Source organism: Acidisarcina sp. (genome assembly GCA_035539175.1).
Lineage (GTDB): Bacteria > Acidobacteriota > Terriglobia > Terriglobales > Acidobacteriaceae > JANXZS01.
Map to the genome: position 1 here is coordinate 674,855 of DATLIY010000007.1, position 15,830 is coordinate 690,684.

The window sequence follows — 15,830 nt, forward strand, 5'->3', positions numbered from 1 at the left end:
TTTATGCAGGACAGTTCAACACGGCATCAAGAGCCCCAATGAGCCGCTCGTTATCGTCCCTTCCACGCACCGCGATACGAAAATACGTTTCATCGAGATCTTCAAACGTGGCGCAATTCCGTACTACGATTCCATGATCGAGGATGAGCCGTTCCCACACATCCTGATTTCGCTGCGCGTGGGCGAGGCGACACAGGAGAAAATTCGCCCGGCTCGGATACACATTCAGGCCCAGTGCGCTGAGTGCCGCACGCAGCACCTCTCGCTCGCTCTGGTTGCGGGCAACTGTGCTCGCAATGTAAGTAGTGTCTTCCACAGCCGCAATGGCCGCGATCGAAGCGAGCGTTGAGACAGACCACGGATCCAGAAGGCGAGAAATCCCCACTACGAGATGCTGCGGAGCAAGCATATAGGCCGCGCGCAGTCCCGCCATCGCAAAGAACTTGGTAACGGAGCGGAAAACGATCAGATGGTTCGCCTCCAGCACGTGCATAGAAAAGCTCTCCTCCGGAACGAAATCAATAAACGCTTCATCGAGCAGAACGCGAATGCCGTAAGTCTCTGCCAGTTGCACGAGCACGTGCACTTCATCACTTCGAAGCGTTGCGCCCGTGGGATTATGCGGATTGGTTAGGATGAGCGCGTCGCATCCCCGCTCAGCGGAATGCATCACGAGCTGTTTCAGATCGGGCTGGAAATTCGTTTCGTCCTTGAGGCGATATGTCTCGGGAATTACACCCTCGCGGTGAAGGATGCGGCGGTATTCCCCAAACGCAGGAACTGGAAGCATGCACTTCCGTGCTTCGATAGCGCGAAGCGTAGCCGCGAGGAGCGGCACCATGCCGTGGGCAACCAGAACGTTGTGAACGGAAACCCCGGCATAGCTCGCCAGTTTCGCACGCAGTTCATGCGATTCGAGATCTGGATATGCGCGGAGGCGCTCCAAATCGCAAAGTGCATCGGCTAGAGCCTCCAGTACGCGGGGCGAAGGCCCATCCGGAAAGATGCTGGCGCTGAAGTCCAGCAGCCTGGACTCGGGAATGGAGAACCGCGCCGCAATCGCGCGCAACTGGCCACCATGTTCCGGGAGAAGAGCGGTGCTTGAATGGCTAACCATTGCTCCTCCTGGCCAGCGCGAGGCAGCCGAAAGCAAAGCCCAGCAAGGACGCTACAGCGGTAATATGCAGGGCTCTGCGGGCTGCCCTGGCATCCGGGGTTGGAAGTCCGGCTCCAAGCAAAGGCGTTTCAACGCGTGCACCACTGTATTGATTCACACCGCCTAGTTGAACTCCCAGCGCGCCCGCCATAGCACTCTCGGGCTGCCCCGCGTTGGGGCTCGCATGCTTTCGCGCATCGCACCACCAGGTTCTCCATGCGGGCTTATACCTACCGCGATAAAGAAGCGCTGCGGCTCCGCAGATCAGAATTGCGGAAATGCGAGAAGGAACGAGGTTAGCTACATCGTCCAGGCGTGCTGCAGCTTTTCCAAACCACTCGTATCTCTCATCGCGGTGACCGATCATCGAATCCAACGTGTTCGTTGCCTTGTAAGCCATCGCCAGTGGAACACCGCCGAGCGTGAGATAAAACAGCGGCGCAATGATTCCATCGCACAGGCTCTCCGCAAGGGTTTCGATAACGGCGCGAGCAATTTCGTTCGCACTCAGAGTGGCGGTATCACGTCCCACGATGCGCGCAAGTTGCCGGCGCGCAGCATCGAGATCGGATTCATCGAGCAACCTTACGACCGCTCCAGCTTCATCCAGCAAGTTGCGCGTGGCCAGACAGCTTGCTGCCAGCCAAATCTCGGCAGCCCGTCCAAGCGGCGCATTGCATCCTTTGGCGTTTTTAAGCAGCTTCGATGCCGAGCATGCAGACCCCAGGACCACAACCCCCGTCAGCAGAGTTCCACCAACGAACTCGGCAGATCGTCCTTCGCCACGCAGCATCCACTCCCCGGTTTGGATAACATGTCCGATGCCCCTCACGGGGTGCGGGAGAGACTCGGGATCACCGAGTACCCAATCCAGAAGATACGACGCCGTTAGTGTCCCGACGCGCATGATCTATCCTTTCGCGCATCGGCTGGCCACTTTAAGCCGACAAATCCTAGTAAGCGGCTGATGTCAACAGAGCTTGTAACTGTATGCGCCAGACGTTCAAATTCGCGTTCCCGAAGCTGCTTCCATGCAAGCATTTTCGCTGGTGCTAGACCGCACGCCGAGCGGGCAGCGCACAGGAAGGCGTGACGAAATGCATCCTGCTGAAAGATCGCGTGCAGGTAGGTGCCAGCCACACGGCCACTTCGACTTACGCATCCATCCAGCACCACGTCGCGTATATTTCCGCTGCGAGAAATACGAGACAGCGGAAGCGCCCCCTCCAGATATTCCGTTTCTCCTACATGGATTTCATAACCCTGCACGGTCGCGCATTCCAGCGATTCTCCAAACAGGCTGGAGACGGCCAGATCTCCGGCAGCTTCGCGCGTGACCTTCTCTGCATTCATTCTCGTGCGGATCGGAAGCAGGCCCAGCCCTTGCTCCGTTCCTTCCGTTTCCACTTCGTATGGATCGTCGATGGAGGCTCCAAGCATCTGCATGCCGCCGCATATCCCAAATAGCAATGCACTATCCGACCTTGATCGAATGGCCTCGCCCAATCCGTTGGCTCGCATCCAGCGAAGGTCGCTCACGGTTTGTTTCGAACCGGGCAGGATAATCAGATCGGCAGCATGCAACTCTTCCCGCTTCTGACAGAAGCGTGCATCGACGGAAGGCTCCGCCAGAATCGGATCGAAATCCGTGAAGTTGGAGATAGACGGAAATTGTACGATTGCGATGCGCAAACGCCGCTCAGGCGAGTCATCCACGCTCCAACGTGCTCTTCCTAATGAATCGAGCGCCACGCTGTCTTCTTCGTCCAGGCGCAGGTCTGGCATGTATGGAATCACCCCGAGGCACGGCTTTCCAATACGTTCTTCGGCCTGGCGAATGCCGGGCAAAAGAAGACGCAGGTCGCCCCGGAATTTATTGATCACGAATCCGTCGATCAGGTCTCGCTCGGCGGGTTCAAGAAGTGCAAGCGTTCCGAAGATCGAAGCGAACACACCGCCTCGATCGATGTCTCCCACGAGAATGCAGCGTGCATGCGCCAACTGTGCCATGCGCAGGTTCGCTATATCCCGGTCCTTGAGATTGATCTCAGCCGGAGAACCCGCTCCCTCCAGAACCATCAATTCATATTGGGCGGCGAGGATCTCGTAACTATCTTGAACAAGCGGGAGAAGCTCCTCATTCCTGCGGTGGAAATAGTCTTCCGCCGAGAATTGGGCGAAGATTTTTCCTCTCACGATCACCTGCGACGCCGTGTCGCTGGAAGGCTTGAGGAGCACGGGATTCATATGCACCGAAGCGGGTATGCCGGCGGCCTCAGCCTGCAATGCCTGGGCCCGCCCGATCTCCAGCCCCTCCGGTGTGGCAGCGGAGTTCAATGACATGTTCTGTGCCTTGAAGGGCGCTACACGAAACCCCGCTTGCGAAAATGCCCGGCAGAGAGCCGCCGTAATCAGAGACTTGCCGACGTGCGAGCCGGTTCCCAGCACCATGATCGCGGGAGTACGCGTCATCGCTGGAGCGCGCTCCACGCCTGGTTAAACGTTTCATGCCGGAGAACCTCTTCAAGATTCAGCCTGCGTTCCCAGCCCGCTTGCTCGAGTTCCGGTTCAGGCGCAAAGTTCTTTACGAATCCCATGCAGAAGTAGCCGACCAGAGTCATCGAGGCAGGAATTTTCAGGACTGCCTTCACCCGCTCAGGGTGAAGGATGCTCACCCAGCCAACTCCCACTCCTTCGGCGCGCGCGGCGAGCCAAAGATTCTGAATTGCGCAGACAGCCGAGTAGAGCGCTGTCTCAGGCATCGTGTGCCTCCCAAGTGAGTGGCCTCGGGAGCTATCGCTATCGCAAACTACGCACAAGTTCACGGGTGCTGTCAGAATTCCCTGCAATGTAAGTCGAGAGTAAAGTTGCTCACGCTCACCAGAGTAGGTCTGGTGCTCCTGCGCGCTTGCGTCCTGGAAGATTTCGAAGATTTCCTCCCGGATAGTGCGGGACTCAATCACGAGGAAGCGCCAGGGCTGCATGAGCCCCACCGATGGAGCCTGATGAGCCGCCCCGAGCAACCGAAGCAGAAGATCCTGCGGCAACGGGTCTGGTAAAAAATCTGAGCGCACGTCGCGCCGCTCGCGGATGGCCCGATATACGCCTGCCCGCTCCTCACTCGAAAAGTTCTTCATCACCATGCCCTCGACCACCGTGCTCCGGGATTCTGCGCATCGCGCAGTCTTGAGTCCACGCCTGCTTCTACCTCAAGCAAACGTCCGTACAGCCATATCAAATCGGAAAGCCGGTTCAAATACGCCAACACATTTGGGTCGACATAAGCGCCAGACTCGATAAAACGCACCACGGTCCGCTCTGCTCGTCGGCAAGCCGTGCGAGCCATCTCGTATGCCGCTGCTTCCGGATGGGCGCCGGGCAAAGACCAATCGGAGATCAGCCCCTCAGTTGCCTCGATCTTGTGGACCATTTCCGTCAGCCAGTTCACATCCTCATTTGTGATTAACGGCGGCTGCTTCCTGCTATCCGGCGGTGTCGCCAGATTTGAGCCAAGGCGAAAAAGCGAACGCTGAATTTCTTCCGTCCATCCCTTGATCTCGGCGTTCTGGCAGATGCTTCGCGCAAATCCCAGCACCGTATTCAATTCGTCCACCGTTCCGTAGGTCTCCACCCGCAGGTCGGATTTAGACACGCGGACTCCGCCAGCCAGGCTCGTCTGGCCGGTATCACCGCGCTTGGTTGCAATGCTCATACTCTGCTCCTTGCCCATCTTCGGGACCTGACAATTCAAACTCTTCCCTGATCTCGATGCGAATCACCTTTCGTCTTGGAGGACGACGCCAGCGCACCACAAAATCGACGGATAGAAAATCCGTGACAAGCGGTGGCCGATGACTGAAGAGAACCTCTTCCGGGAAAAAATATGGCTGATTTGCACCCAACTCCTCGAGAGTGCGGGCGTGCACGATCACTGCAGGCACTTCAAAGACACCTGCGCGCATCAGACGATATGCCCGGTGATAGCCATCTCGAAGAAACCAGCGTCCTCTATAGCAACCAACTTCCATGAAGGGGCTGCCGTGGTGAACCTTCAATCCAAAAGTCTCCGCGTCTTCGGAGAGCGCATGCAATCGCACGGTGAGATCGGGATTTTCTGAAGTCAGTGTCAGACCGGTGCCGTGCGACCTATGAGTGAAGCTCGACCTGCGACTCGGAGGCAAGGCCACTTCAATGCGCTTCGGCCAGTCCACGAATTGTTTCTTTTCCGTGATCTCGTGCCGCAGAACTAATCGGCGCTGGAAGCTCACAAGCCGACGAAGATCCACGACGCCGAGCGTCCAATCGAGCCCCTGCAACTCCACTTGCAAGTCGCTGCGTTCCGCAATTTGGGTCAGAGCCTTCTGAACTTCTTCCGGGACATCCTCTACGACTGCCGCGCGCGAGTTCCATTCAGGAAGCGATGCAAGAACCTCCTCGACATGCGCCTGCGCTCGCTCCACCACTTCAGTAAAAACGGGGCGGTCGAGATTCTCATCGAAGCCCCAGGTGTCAATCTCGAGGATCAGGTTCTCGCGAATCATCCCACCCCCAAATGCAGCCGCGAGAGGTCGACGGCGGAGCCATACTCAGCTGAGGCTCGATGCGCCTCTTCTGCGGAGAGACCATGCACTTCGCTCAACGCTGTTCGGATAACTCCGCCATGCGTCACGGCTAACAGCGCCTGCGATTCGGCCTGGTCAATAAGAAACGCCATCTCACGTTTCACGCGATCGAGGAAGTTTTTATAGCTTTCGCCGGACTGAATCACTCCCGCTGGAAAGCGTTCTACCCAGGCACGCGACTCCGCCGGAAAACAACGCTCGATCTCCTGCCACGACAAGCCCTCCCACTGCCCAAAACAGATTTCGCGCAGGTCCGGACGCACCTTCACGGGAACAGCGAAATGCGCCGCGATGATGGCGGCTGACTGTCGTGCGCGAAGAAGATCGCTGGTATATACCACTTCCGGAGGTACGTGCAACAAGGATGCAGCGCGCTCGATCTGGGCCCGTCCTCCGTCGTTCAACGGCGGATCGGAGTGCCCACAAAACCGCCCAGCCATGTCGGTTGCCCCGTGACGCATGAGAATGAACGCTTTCATCGCACCCACGCTCCGCAAAAATATACCGCAATCTCGGAAAGCTGGATCGTGGCGCCCATGCAGTCGCCGGTAATTCCTCCAAGGCGACGCTGATAGTAGACCCCGCTTGCAGCAGTCAGGATTGTGACGGCAACGATGGGCTCCCATGCCAGGGAACGCAGAAACCAGAAGGCAAGCGCCAGGCCTAGAACTGCGCCAAATGTCGTCGTGGACCAGGAAACTCCACCCGCAATTCGGCCGCCCTGGCCTTCAGGTCCCCTTGCGGATTTCAGCAGAGCGCCTAAAGGCAGAGGAGTGCACCGCGCGAGCACATGAGCTGAGATCAGATAGTGGATCACCGCATCGGCAGGGATGGTTGCCAGCAGCAGAACACGGCTGCCAAGAGACAGGATGAGCGCAAGCGCTCCGAAGCTTCCGATGCGGCTGTCCTTCATAATGCGCAATCTGTCTTCGCGCGTCCATCCTCCGCCAAAAGCATCGGCGCAGTCGGCCAGTCCATCTTCATGCAGACCGCCAGTAATCATCACAATGGCAAGTACTGCAATGAGTGCCGCCAGCAGTCTCCCAAGATGCGCGACTACAAGCATGTACGCCAATGCAGCCACGCCGCCCACCAGCAGCCCAACCGCCGGAAACCATGCCGATGCACGACTCAATCGCGAGGGATCGAGGCCGTTGAAGCGGACGGGCACACGCGTCATGAATTGCACCGCAAGCGCGATGTCCTGAAGGAGACAGATCATGCGCTCGCCCCACTTATGCCTGCCGACCCGAAGGTGGCGACCTCGAAGTACAGGCGCAGCGCCGATTCGAGGATCGGGAATGCGAGAACAGCCCCCGTGCCTTCGCCGAGCCGCATGTTGAGGCGCAACACGGGATCGATGCCCAGATGACGCAGCAGAAGGCGGTGCCCCGGCTCCTGGGAGCAATGCCCTGCCACAAGGTAATCCTTCACGTTTGGTGCGAGTGCTGCGGCAATCGCAGCAGCGGCGGTAGAGATGAATCCGTCGCACACCACAATCATCCGATGCTGCGCCGCTCCCACAACAAAGCCGGTCATCGCGGCGATTTCAAGTCCTCCAACGCACTGCAGCACCTCAAGGGCAGACGCATGCGAGCCTTCCGGGAAATGCTTCCGCAGGGCTCGGCGAATTACGTCCAGCTTGCGAATCCTTCCAGCATCATCGAGCCCGGTACCGGCGCCGGTTACCTCCGCCGGATCACACTGCGTCAGCATGGCCGCGATGGCGCTTGCTGCAGTCGTATTTCCAATGCCCATTTCTCCTGCGACTACCAGGTCTCTTCCCTGTGTGTGGGCTTCGTCGGCTAGTGCCAGCCCAGCGCTAAGTGCCGCGTTCATCTCCTCATCGGTCATCGCCGGCTCTTCCAGAAAATTGCGGCTTCCTCGCCGCACCTTCATGGCTCGTAATCCGGGGCTCTCGTCAAAATCCGCGTCAACTCCGGTATCCACCACGGTCAACGCTGCTCCATGTTGTCGAGCCAGCACATTGATCGCTGCTCCACCCTGAAGAAAATTCATCACCATTTGCGCGGTTACTTTAGACGGATAGGCGCTCACGCCGGCGCGCGCCACACCATGATCGGCAGCGAATACGTATATCGCTTTCCGCAACGGAAGCTCGACGCCTTCTCCGCGAATCGCAATCAACTGGGCGGCGATCGTCTCGAGTTGCCCCAGGCTTCCCAACGGCTTCGTCAACTGATCGAGATGACGCGCGGCCTTTGCCAGATCCGCCTGGTCGAGGGGCTGAATAGATTCCGCGAGGACGCGAATGCGCTCGACTGTGGAAGGTTGCGAAAGCTTCATAGTACGAATTCCCTTCTGGGATGGACACCGAATTCAAAGTTCAAGTTGGGAGCAGGACATTGAAAGGCCCGCTCCAAAATATTGGGCTGAAGAACATCTTCCGGGGGGCCGATCCGGAGTCGGTCATGAGGACTGATCAGAATGACCGACGAGAATGTGCCGGAAAGGAGCGCAAGGTCATGCACCGCCGCGAACACGTTTATCCCCTGCGCGCGAAGCTGCCGAATGAGGGCCATCAGTTCCATCTGCCGCCCGAAGTCAAGATTCTGTGTGGGCTCGTCGAGCAATAAGAGCTTCGGCTCCTGAGCCAATCCGAGTGCGATCTTCACACGCTGACGCTCTCCTCCGCTCAGCTCGTTAAAGATCCGATATCGCAGCGGACCGATACCAGTCAGTTCTATGGCCCGTCCAACGGCCCTGCGATCACGGGCACTCAGTCCGCCAAACAGGCCCAGATATGGAGTGCGGCCCTGCTCCACTATCTGCTGAACTGTGAACGAGAATGGGATGTCGAGGTGCTGGGGGACGAGCGCTATCTGCTGTGCAATCTCGCGGCACGAGCGTCCTTGGAGTTCTTCGTTCTCAAACATTACTCTGCCGCTGGATGGCCGCAGCAAGCCGGCGGCGAGGCGAAGCAGCGTGGTTTTACCACCTCCATTGGGCCCGATGAGCGCCGCACATACACCCTGCTCCAGGCTGAAGTCCGCGCCCGCAATCACCCGCCGATGGCCGTAGAGAAACGAAACGCGCTCGAAGCGGAGGAGAGCTTTCATACGCTGTATCCTCGTTTCGTTCGCCGCAGCAAATAGAGGAAAAACGGGCCGCCCAGGAATGCCGTCAGGATGCCGACGGGAATTTCTGAAGGAGCCAGGAGAGTGCGAGCCAGCGTGTCCGTAAGAACCAGAAATGCGGCTCCGGTAAATACCGTGATAGGGAGGAGGCGCACATGATCTGGCCCTGCGACCAGGCGTGCCAGATGCGGGACGATGAGCCCGACGAAACCAATCAGCCCTCCCAGCGAGACAGCCACCGCCGCCAGCAATGAGCCTGTAAGAATGATGCCGATCCGAATGCGCTCCACATCGATCCCGAGTTGTTGCGCATACTCGTCTCCGAGTGCCAGGGTATTCAGCCGTCGCGAAAGGATAGCCGCAGCAGCCAGCGAGCTTGCCAGCAGCAGCGCCATAAATCCAAGCTGCGTCCATCGGGGAACACCCACGGATCCGCGCAGCCAGGACGCCAGCACACGCAATCCCAAGCCATAATCCCGATCCAGCACCTCAACGAAGTACGACGAGTAACTCAGCATTGTGCTGACGGCAAAACCGGCAAGCAACAGTGTGACCACCTGTGTTGTACCGCCGACTCTTGCCAGGCTATACACCACTGCAATGGTCGCCACAGAACCGGCAAACGCTAACAGCGCGATGGCACTGAATCCGAGCCATGTGACCTGGGGCAGCAGCACCATCCCAATCGTCGCACCCAGCACCGCTCCACCCGATGAGCCGATCACGTAAGGATCGGCCAGCGGATTCCGAAAGAGTCCCTGAAAGAGCAGTCCCGCCGCGGACAAAGCTGCTCCCACCATGGCAGCAGCAAGAATGCGAGGCAGCCGGATCTCCATCAGGATGACGTGGTCATCCGGCGACAGCGCACGCGAGTGCAGAAATGCGAGGACGATGCTGTGCAATGGGACGCGAACTGCTCCGCAGGTAATTCCCAACACAATCGTAGCCAGCAAGGCGAGCACGAGGGCAGCCAAAACTGCCCCCGTACGCACGCTCGACGGATGCTCGTCTATCTCCTGTTCTGAACGGACTACCTCAGTTTCCAGGACTCACCTCCGAACGTAACCTTCACACCCGAGCGGAATGTAAACGGCAAAGCCGGATAGCCGAACGACTCGCTGTAATGCTCCGCGAGCAGGTTCTGGAGTTGACTGGTCATCTGAAGATGCGAGGTCACCGTGTAGCTTGCACTCAGATCGACGCGTTGGTACGCGCCATCCAGGTTGCGATTCGGCAGCAGCATGGTAGGCATGTAGTTTGCGTCGTACGCAAGAAAGTCACTATCGTCACGCTTGCCCACCAGCGTTCCGGTCATCTGCGAGGAAAACCTTCCATGCGCATAGCTGACGCCGAAGTAGCCGGAGTGCGGTGCGCGGCGAAACGGACGCGATCCAATCAAAGGTGAGTAGGCGCCGATGGCAATGGTCGGGAAGCTCGGGTTGTAGGTTGGTCCGATGGCGTCGGAGCTGAACGAACGCTCGACCACCGCATCCAGGTATGTGTAGCCGCCGCGCACAAACAGGTCCCGAAGAATCTGAACTTGTGCCTCGGATTCAACGCCCTGTGCGCGGAATGCCTGCGAATTGACAGTTGCCCCGTATGCTGCGGCTTTAGCCACAGACGACGGGACACCTAGCTGGATGAGCCCCTCGCTGGGAATGTACTCGATACCGTTTGTGAATTGGTTATGGAAGTAGGTGATTCCTATTTTGGCTCGTCCGTGAAAGAGTTCCTGGTCAACACCGCCATCGTATGTACGCGACCACTCCGGTCCGATCTTCCCCACGTGATATTGCGAGATAATCTGCGAACCATTCGGCAGCGCTGCCAGTTGGTCGTGCAGCGAATCGGTCTGCTCAAAGATGCTCGGCTCTTTAATGCCTTTGCCAAAGCTGGCACGCAGGCGGGTTCCACCCAGTAGTGCGGATTGGATCGGCTGTCTCAACATATACGAGAGCGAAGCGCGCGGGGTCGGTACCACGCCGAACAATGCGTTGTTCTCAACACCGGTACCCATCGTGTAGAAGAGCCTGCCCTTGATGTCGCCCTGAAACAAGAGCGTGTAGTTCGAGTTTCTCCGCTCGATCGAGTTGGAACGTCCTCCCGAGTAGCCCCGTTCATCTTCATATTCAAACCCGACCAGCGCCAGCAGATGAGGACGAACGCGATAGTCCGACTGCGCCTGCACGAGGTCCCGATCCGTTGAAATCGGATAGCTGTACGGATACTGCATCGGATACTGGAAGATGGCCTGTCCCGATACGGTGTAGCCATTCGCACCATGAATCGTCACGGGCGCGCCGAGATAGTCCGCCACAGCACAGTTAGGATCTGTCTGGGGAGTGCAGCTGGCGTAGGTAACGCTGTCCTGATACTGGGGAATTCCTGTTGGCGCAAAGTCGGTGTAATTGGACCGGAGCCGCAGTCCTCCGTAACGGACCAGACTGTGCCACGCCGCGGTGGTTTGGGTTTCGAATGTAGCGCCGAAGTAGGAGTCTTCGTTCACCTGCTTGGCATCGTCGGGAATGCCATACAGGAGAACCGCGTTGGGCTGGCCTCCCGCAAGCTGATCGTGGCGCAGCGTGGCGCGAAGGCTGGAGTTCGAGAACAGGTTCCAGCCGACGTTTCCGCTGGCGGTAGCAATGTGGAAGCGGTCATTCGGAAGATCGTTCGAAGTGTCGAGCCGCGAGAAGTCGGCAAAGTAATCTGCCGTTTTCCACTTCCCTCCCACGCTGGCTTCATTACGGAAGCTCGCAAAATTGCCGCCGTCTCCGATATACGTGATCTCCGGGAGAGGAGTGGAACCCGAGCGCGTTGTCAGGCTCACGACGCCTGCCATGGCATCGGCGCCATAAGCGGAGCTGTTGGGGCCGCGCAGGACTTCCACCCGGCTCAGAGCTGCGGAGGAGATATCGGCGAACTCCACCGAGCCGCCGATGTTATTCATCGGAATGCCATCGATGAGCACCTTGTTGGCATCGCTGTTTCCACCGCGAATGTAGAGTGCCGTGGTTCCACCGACCCGCCCGGATTGCGCCATCTGTACGCCGGGAATCCAACGCAATGGCTCCTGAACCTCATCCGTGCCGCCAATCTGGTTCTCACCCAGCACGGTTACGGCGGCCCCCAGATGCGATTCGAGCGTGGGAATGGCCGTAGCCGTAACGGTCACCTCCTGAGACAAGCGATTCAGGCGCAGCATGATATTGCGGACGGTTGTTTCGGAGCTCGCAGAAACAACAGCCTCGGATTCACTCGCGTTAAAACCGGGCGCAAGAACGCGAACCTCGTAGGTTCCCGCAGACGGAACGGCGGCGGTGTAGTGCCCGCTCTCATCTGTTGTCACCGCCACCACTGTGGTGTTGTGCGCCAACACGTCGACGGTTGCTCCGCGGACAACGGCGCCAGTGGGATCGACTACGGTGCCGGAGATCGACGCACTGCCACCGAGTGCGGCCAGCTTCATGCTGAGGCAGAGAGCGAAAGACAAACACGAAAATCGTCGAACACGAATCATAAATTCCCCTCGGAATGTATTGCGCAGAACCGGTCTCCTGACTTGCGCTTCCTCGAACCTGTCCACCTTCCCGGAGTGTGTCTCCAGTGGCATTCCGGACAGATTCTCCACGCTTACAGTTACGGGGTAGTGGCGGATTTGCACCGCGCTTCCCGACATTCTGCGAGTTGAATGTTATTGGTTTCAGACGGATCACTAACCGTCCTATGGGTGAAGCTGTTTGGCTAAGTCCTCCATCGCATAGATCGCGGCCGGACTTGGCAGCTCAATGCGTTGATCCACGTAAAAAACGCGCCCCTCTCTCACGGGTTTCAGCGCCTGCCATCCCGGCTTGTTTGCTAGTTCGGCAAGCGAGAACTTCGAATTCCTGATCAAGAGCAAAGCATCGGGCTGGCGAGCGAGAATTACTTCGAGACTTACCTGCGGCCACTCCTGCGCGATATCGTCTGTAATCGAACTTCCGCCTGCCACCTCTATCAGCTCTGTGAGGAATGCATGTCTGCCGATTGTCACTATCGGGTCATACCAAACAGGCATGAATATCCGGACGAGCGGCTTGCCGTGAATGCGTACGCGCACCGCCTGTTCGCGCGCTCCCAGGTCACGCAATAGAGCTGCCGCTTCCGATTGCCTGTTCAACGCATTTCCAAGACTCGCAATCGATTTGTGAATACCATCGATCCCGTGAGGATTGACCATGAACACCGGAATCCCATAACGGGCAAGCTGATCGATCGCAGGGATTCGGTTCATGCCTCCCGTGCCCAGGATCAGGTCCGGGTGCAGCGCGATAATTTTTTCGAGCGAAGGATTGAGCGGAGCGCCGATGGTCTGCTTCTTCGCAGCTTCGGCCGGGTAGGTGGTGTACTCAGAAACGGCAATTACATCCGATCCCGCTCCAAGGCTATACACGTCGTCCACGATGCTGGGCGCAAGACAAACCAGCTTGTGAGGATGGTCAGGAACCACCACGGTACGTCCGAGTTCGTCCGTCAGCGTTCGCGAAGCCACGCACGTTGCAGGACTCAAGAACACCAGCAGCAATAGTAGTAACAGCAGACGCTTCATCGCACCTCCGCTATGCGGCTTGCCGCCTGCTTCGCTAAGACAACAAAACGTTTCGCAATCTCAGGAGCACCGCGAAAGTGCAAATGGATGTAACTCGCAAATATGTTCGCGCGGGCATATCCCTCCTCGTCTGTCGCATTGGCAAGCGTGTACCGGGCCTGAAAAGCTGGGCCAATGTCGCGGGTGTTCGTGCATCGTGAATGATGGAAGCTGTGGCCCCGCAGAACTGTGCCACGCGCTCCGAGCAGGCAGTCCTGCAGCAGATTGATCTCAACGTAGCCAAAGCGCACCAGCTTTTCGGTCATCTCCGTTTCGAGAGGAAGCACGCCGGCCATCGTATGCACCTGCCCGTCGGACGTGCGCAGCCGCTCGCCCAGATACATCATTCCGCCGCACTCCGCATATACAGGACGGCCCGAAACAGCGAACTTTCGAATTTCCTCTAGGAGAGCCGCGTTCGAACTCAGTTGCTCTGCGTGGAGCTCAGGGTAGCCGCCGCCAAGATAAAGCGCGTCCAACGCTGGCGGCAGGTGTGCATCCTGCAACGGGCTGAACTCGAAAAGTCTCGCGCCTGCACGTTCCAGCAGATTCAGGTTGTCCTGGTAGTAAAAGCAGAACGCGGCATCGCGAGCCACTCCGATGGTTATATTGCTGGCTGCACTGCGTGCTGCATTCGCCGTACTCACAGAAACCTTGTGTGCTTCCAACTGAAATTCGGGCCCCAACAGGAGATCGAGGTTCAATCGCTCTTTTGCAAGAATCTCGAGCGCACGTCGTTTCTCGTTCCAGTCGATTTCAGCAGCCGTATGCAATCCCAGGTGACGCTCCGGAATGTGCACCGATTGCTGCTGTGGCACCCAGCCAAGAACAGGCGTTGTGCAGTTCCGGACAACGGCATCCGCCAGCAAGCGATAGTGCCCATCGGAAGCGACGCCATTCAGGACGACGCCGGCAAAGCGAAGTTCCGAATCGAACCCTTCGAATCCGCGAATCACGGCGGCGATGCTGCGCGCGCTCTTTGAAGCATCCACGACCAGGATCACCGGCAGCGAGAGGATCTTCGCAATCTCTGCCGAACTGCCACTTTCACCCTCCCTGGAGATGCCATCGAAAAGGCCCATCATGCCCTCGACTATCGCGATCTCCGCATCCGCACTGCCCTCAGCAAACGCTTCGCAAATGCCGTCGCGATCGAGCATCCAGCCATCCAGGTTCAGGGCCGGGCGGCCTGTGACCGCACTCAAGTGCCCAGTATCCAGAAAGTCCGGACCGCATTTGAACGCCTGCACGCAGAATCCGCGAGCGTCCAGGCCTGCGGCGATGGCCAGCGATATCGTTGTCTTCCCCACTCCGCTTGCCGGACCGGCGATGAGAAAGCCTCTCATTGCAATCCCTCGATGCGTCCTTTAACCGGCAATGGCAAGCCTGCAATCATTAGCACGACAGCATCGGCAACAGCGGCCACGCGCTGATTCAACTCGCCGAGCAGATCGCGAAACTGACGCCCCGCAGCATATGCCGGAACAATACCGCTGCCTACTTCATTCGAAACCAGTACGATGCGGCACTTTGTTTTGCGCAACGCGGAGCACAATACATCCATGGCAGCTGAAATAGCGTCTATGTCGTCGCCGTAGGCTTCCATCAGGTTCGCGACAAACAGCGTGAGGCAATCGATCACCAGCAGTTCGGTGGCATCTTCCTCAGCCGCGATCGCGCCAGCCAAATTCACCGGTACTTCCAGCGTGCGCCAATGTGAAGGCCTTTCACCGCGATGGCGTTCGATCTTGCGACGCATCTCGTCGTCCGAGACGCGAGCCGTCGCCACAAACGTCACACTCGCTGCGCTCAATGCAATTTGAAGCGCAAAGCTGCTTTTGCCGCTGCGTACTCCACCGAGTACGAGCGTCACCGAATTTCGGTGAGATTCCTGCATATGTAGCCTCTGACCGGACACGTTTGTGCCTCGGCGAAGCGGGATTAACAGGCAGCTTTCAATGCGGTGAACAGACCGCGAGGATTGCTCTCCAACTCTCCCATCGAAGCTGGATTCGCCCGGAAATGATCTGGCCGGTCTCCTGACTTACACCTCAAGCGAACTCGAGCGCCTTCCCGAAAGCTCTACTTCCAGTGGCTGGGTTCTTCCCTGCTCAGTTCTCGGTGCTTACAGTTACGGGGTAGTGGCGGACTCGCACCGCCTTCCCGAACACCAGATGTTTGGACTATAAAATCGCGTTCCCTTGGAGTCAAGCAGAACTCTGTCGCCGGATGATGTCTAACGCCGACATTCAGCAGCAGTATTCCAAACCTAAAAAAACGTAATATTAACATTTCACCGCTGATCATCTGCCGATAGACAAAGTGGAATC

Annotated in this window: 15 protein-coding genes and 2 riboswitches; all 15 genes read right to left on the reverse strand. The window is 58.0% G+C overall.

The window, feature by feature from the left end:
* Position 1: 1 nt before the first annotated feature.
* The 15 genes from VM554_05530 to cobU all read right to left on the reverse strand — a co-directional run bounded on the left by VM554_05530 (position 2) and on the right by cobU (position 15,397).
* Entirely contained in the window at positions 2–1,117 is a 1,116-nt protein-coding gene (locus VM554_05530) for an aminotransferase class I/II-fold pyridoxal phosphate-dependent enzyme (protein HVJ07824.1), read from the reverse strand.
* Positions 1,110–2,063: an adenosylcobinamide-phosphate synthase CbiB gene (gene cbiB / locus VM554_05535; GenBank protein ID HVJ07825.1), complete on the reverse strand. Its 954-nt coding sequence runs from the start codon at positions 2,061–2,063 to the stop codon at positions 1,110–1,112. The genes VM554_05530 and cbiB overlap by 8 nt, the downstream gene beginning before the upstream one ends.
* A complete protein-coding gene (locus VM554_05540; GenBank protein HVJ07826.1) occupies positions 2,045–3,628 on the reverse strand; it encodes a cobyric acid synthase in 1,584 nt (527 codons plus the stop codon). Before VM554_05540 ends, cbiB begins: the two co-directional genes overlap by 19 nt.
* Positions 3,625–4,293, reverse strand: coding sequence for a 5,6-dimethylbenzimidazole synthase (gene bluB / locus VM554_05545; protein ID HVJ07827.1), 669 nt, complete (start codon positions 4,291–4,293; stop codon positions 3,625–3,627). Before bluB ends, VM554_05540 begins: the two co-directional genes overlap by 4 nt.
* On the reverse strand, positions 4,293–4,868 hold the full coding sequence (locus VM554_05550; GenBank protein ID HVJ07828.1) for a cob(I)yrinic acid a,c-diamide adenosyltransferase: 576 nt from the start codon (positions 4,866–4,868) through the stop codon (positions 4,293–4,295). The genes bluB and VM554_05550 overlap by 1 nt, the downstream gene beginning before the upstream one ends.
* Entirely contained in the window at positions 4,843–5,697 is an 855-nt protein-coding gene (locus VM554_05555; protein HVJ07829.1) for a hypothetical protein, read from the reverse strand. Before VM554_05555 ends, VM554_05550 begins: the two co-directional genes overlap by 26 nt.
* The gene (locus VM554_05560; protein ID HVJ07830.1) at positions 5,694–6,257 is read right to left on the reverse strand and encodes a histidine phosphatase family protein; all 564 of its coding nucleotides are present in this window, start codon (positions 6,255–6,257) and stop codon (positions 5,694–5,696) included. Before VM554_05560 ends, VM554_05555 begins: the two co-directional genes overlap by 4 nt.
* Entirely contained in the window at positions 6,254–7,000 is a 747-nt protein-coding gene (cobS, locus tag VM554_05565) for an adenosylcobinamide-GDP ribazoletransferase (protein ID HVJ07831.1), read from the reverse strand. Before cobS ends, VM554_05560 begins: the two co-directional genes overlap by 4 nt.
* Positions 6,997–8,085 (reverse strand): nicotinate-nucleotide--dimethylbenzimidazole phosphoribosyltransferase, encoded by a 1,089-nt coding sequence (cobT, locus tag VM554_05570; protein HVJ07832.1) that lies wholly within the window; start codon positions 8,083–8,085, stop codon positions 6,997–6,999. The genes cobS and cobT overlap by 4 nt, the downstream gene beginning before the upstream one ends.
* On the reverse strand, positions 8,082–8,858 hold the full coding sequence (locus VM554_05575; protein ID HVJ07833.1) for an ABC transporter ATP-binding protein: 777 nt from the start codon (positions 8,856–8,858) through the stop codon (positions 8,082–8,084). Before VM554_05575 ends, cobT begins: the two co-directional genes overlap by 4 nt.
* Complete coding sequence (locus VM554_05580; protein ID HVJ07834.1) at positions 8,855–9,850, reverse strand: iron ABC transporter permease; 996 nt, start codon at positions 9,848–9,850, stop codon at positions 8,855–8,857. Before VM554_05580 ends, VM554_05575 begins: the two co-directional genes overlap by 4 nt.
* A 56-nt stretch (positions 9,851–9,906) precedes the next feature.
* Positions 9,907–12,393 (reverse strand): TonB-dependent receptor, encoded by a 2,487-nt coding sequence (locus VM554_05585; GenBank protein HVJ07835.1) that lies wholly within the window; start codon positions 12,391–12,393, stop codon positions 9,907–9,909.
* A 9-nt stretch (positions 12,394–12,402) separates the two neighbouring features.
* Positions 12,403–12,571, reverse strand: a riboswitch (cobalamin riboswitch).
* A gap of 26 nt (positions 12,572–12,597) precedes the next feature.
* A complete protein-coding gene (locus VM554_05590) occupies positions 12,598–13,461 on the reverse strand; it encodes a helical backbone metal receptor (GenBank protein HVJ07836.1) in 864 nt (287 codons plus the stop codon).
* Positions 13,458–14,846, reverse strand: coding sequence for a cobyrinate a,c-diamide synthase (locus VM554_05595; GenBank protein HVJ07837.1), 1,389 nt, complete (start codon positions 14,844–14,846; stop codon positions 13,458–13,460). Before VM554_05595 ends, VM554_05590 begins: the two co-directional genes overlap by 4 nt.
* Positions 14,843–15,397 carry a bifunctional adenosylcobinamide kinase/adenosylcobinamide-phosphate guanylyltransferase gene (gene cobU / locus VM554_05600; GenBank protein HVJ07838.1) on the reverse strand — a complete coding sequence of 185 codons (555 nt, stop codon included), beginning with the start codon at positions 15,395–15,397 and terminating at the stop codon, positions 14,843–14,845. Before cobU ends, VM554_05595 begins: the two co-directional genes overlap by 4 nt.
* A gap of 114 nt (positions 15,398–15,511) precedes the next feature.
* Positions 15,512–15,690, reverse strand: a riboswitch (cobalamin riboswitch).
* Between the last annotated feature and the right edge of the window lie 140 nt (positions 15,691–15,830).

What these genes read in the sequence shown, in the direction of transcription:
- VM554_05560 (HVJ07830.1), bottom strand. Translation starts at nt 6,257, where the DNA reads ATGAAAGCGTTCATTCTCATGCGTCACGGGGCAACCGACATGGCTGGG.
- VM554_05530 (HVJ07824.1), bottom strand. Translation starts at nt 1,117, where the DNA reads ATGGTTAGCCATTCAAGCACCGCTCTTCTCCCGGAACATGGTGGCCAG.
- cobS (HVJ07831.1), bottom strand. Translation starts at nt 7,000, where the DNA reads ATGATCTGTCTCCTTCAGGACATCGCGCTTGCGGTGCAATTCATGACG.
- VM554_05540 (HVJ07826.1), bottom strand. Translation starts at nt 3,628, where the DNA reads ATGACGCGTACTCCCGCGATCATGGTGCTGGGAACCGGCTCGCACGTC.
- bluB (HVJ07827.1), bottom strand. Translation starts at nt 4,293, where the DNA reads ATGAAGAACTTTTCGAGTGAGGAGCGGGCAGGCGTATATCGGGCCATC.
- VM554_05575 (HVJ07833.1), bottom strand. Translation starts at nt 8,858, where the DNA reads ATGAAAGCTCTCCTCCGCTTCGAGCGCGTTTCGTTTCTCTACGGCCAT.
- VM554_05590 (HVJ07836.1), bottom strand. Translation starts at nt 13,461, where the DNA reads ATGAAGCGTCTGCTGTTACTACTATTGCTGCTGGTGTTCTTGAGTCCT.
- cobT (HVJ07832.1), bottom strand. Translation starts at nt 8,085, where the DNA reads ATGAAGCTTTCGCAACCTTCCACAGTCGAGCGCATTCGCGTCCTCGCG.
- VM554_05550 (HVJ07828.1), bottom strand. Translation starts at nt 4,868, where the DNA reads ATGAGCATTGCAACCAAGCGCGGTGATACCGGCCAGACGAGCCTGGCT.
- cbiB (HVJ07825.1), bottom strand. Translation starts at nt 2,063, where the DNA reads ATGCGCGTCGGGACACTAACGGCGTCGTATCTTCTGGATTGGGTACTC.
- VM554_05555 (HVJ07829.1), bottom strand. Translation starts at nt 5,697, where the DNA reads ATGATTCGCGAGAACCTGATCCTCGAGATTGACACCTGGGGCTTCGAT.
- VM554_05585 (HVJ07835.1), bottom strand. Translation starts at nt 12,393, where the DNA reads ATGATTCGTGTTCGACGATTTTCGTGTTTGTCTTTCGCTCTCTGCCTC.
- VM554_05595 (HVJ07837.1), bottom strand. Translation starts at nt 14,846, where the DNA reads ATGAGAGGCTTTCTCATCGCCGGTCCGGCAAGCGGAGTGGGGAAGACA.
- cobU (HVJ07838.1), bottom strand. Translation starts at nt 15,397, where the DNA reads ATGCAGGAATCTCACCGAAATTCGGTGACGCTCGTACTCGGTGGAGTA.